This is a genomic window from Streptomyces sp. NPDC058375 (assembly GCF_042723425.1).
In the GTDB taxonomy this organism is placed as follows: domain Bacteria; phylum Actinomycetota; class Actinomycetes; order Streptomycetales; family Streptomycetaceae; genus Streptomyces; species Streptomyces durocortorensis.
In genome coordinates this window covers 1-1,573 of record NZ_JBHXJG010000483.1, presented here as the reverse complement: position 1 = coordinate 1,573, position 1,573 = coordinate 1, and the positions used below count along the sequence as shown (strand labels likewise).

At 72.2% G+C, this 1,573-nt stretch carries 1 protein-coding gene; it reads left to right on the top strand.

Going from position 1 to position 1,573, the window contains the following annotated elements:
- The first annotated feature begins 93 nt into the window (after nt 1-93).
- The gene (locus tag ACFWM7_RS35230; protein WP_383268851.1) at nt 94-1,371 is read left to right on the top strand and encodes a thymidine phosphorylase; all 1,278 of its coding nucleotides are present in this window, start codon (nt 94-96) and stop codon (nt 1,369-1,371) included.
- Nucleotides 1,372-1,573 lie beyond the last annotated feature (202 nt).

Genomic DNA, 1,573 nt, shown 5'->3' with positions numbered 1-1,573 from the left:
GGGCAGCCGGGCGGTGTGATGGGCCAGGACGAGCAGGAGCGGCATCAGGGTCATCGAGGACCCTCGCGTACGCACCCGGCCGGAAGGATTCCCATGGACGCCATCTCCGTCATCCGCACCAAGCGGGACCGAGGCGAGCTGACCCCCGAGCAGATCGACTGGGTCATCGACGCCTACACCCGCGGCGAGGTCGCCGACGAGCAGATGTCCGCCCTCGCCATGGCGATCCTGCTCAACGGGATGAACCGCACCGAGATCGCGCGCTGGACCGCCGCGATGATCGCGTCCGGCGAGCGGATGAACTTCGACGCGCTCTCCCGCCCCACCACCGACAAGCACTCCACCGGCGGCGTCGGCGACAAGATCACCCTGCCGCTCGCCCCGCTGGTCGCCGCGTGCGGCGCGGCCGTGCCGCAGCTCAGCGGCCGGGGCCTCGGCCACACCGGCGGCACCCTGGACAAGCTGGAGTCCATCCCCGGCTGGCGGGCCCACATCTCCAACGCCGAGATGCTGAGCGTCCTCGACACCACCGGCGCGGTCATCTGCGCCGCCGGTGACGGGCTGGCCCCCGCCGACAAGAAGCTGTACGCGCTGCGCGACGTCACCGGCACCGTCGAGGCGATCCCGCTGATCGCCAGCTCGATCATGTCCAAGAAGATCGCCGAGGGCACCGGCGCGCTCGTCCTGGACGTCAAGGTCGGCTCCGGCGCCTTCATGAAGACCATCGAGGACGCCCGCGAACTGGCCTCCACCATGGTCGCGCTCGGCACCGACAGCGGCGTGCGCACGGTCGCCCTGCTCACCGACATGTCGACCCCGCTCGGCCTCACCGCGGGCAACGCCCTGGAGGTGCGGGAGTCCGTCGAGGTCCTGGCAGGCGGCGGCCCGCAGGACGTCATCGACCTCACCCTGGCCCTCGCCCGCGAGATGCTGGACGCGGCGGGCCTCAAGGACGCCGACCCCGAGAAGGCGCTGGCCGACGGCTCCGCGATGGACGTCTGGCGCCGCATGATCTCCGCCCAGGGCGGCGACCCGGACGCCACCCTCCCGGTCGCCCGCGAGCAGCACGTGGTGACCGCGCGCTCCTCCGGCGTCCTGACCCGCCTGGACGCCTACGACGTCGGCGTCGCCGCCTGGCGCCTCGGCGCGGGCCGCGCCCGCAAGGAGGACCCGGTGCAGGCGGGCGCGGGAGTCGAGCTCCACGCCAAGCCCGGCGACACGGTCACCGAGGGCCAGCCGCTGATGACGCTGCACACGGACACCCCGGAGAAGTTCGACTACGCGCTGAAGGCGCTGCCCGAGGCGTACGACATCGCCCCGGCGGGCACCTCGTTCGCACCGCTGCCGGTGGTGCGGGAACGTATCGCCTGACCTGCGGTTTCCTCGTACGGGTGAACGGGACCGGTGGATTTCCGCCGGTCCCGTTCGGCATGCTGGACCCGGTAACGTACCGGGTGCTGGAGACGGTCGAGTACGGGCGGGAGCTGACCCTGCCCGAGCCGTTCGGGCTGGTCCTGGACACCGGCGCCCTCCTCATCAGCTGACACGCGAACGGCCCGCCGCACGGAGAGGA

Excerpts from the sequence above, each read along its gene's own strand:
- ACFWM7_RS35230 (WP_383268851.1), top strand. The coding sequence starts at position 94 with ATGGACGCCATCTCCGTCATCCGCACCAAGCGGGACCGAGGCGAGCTG.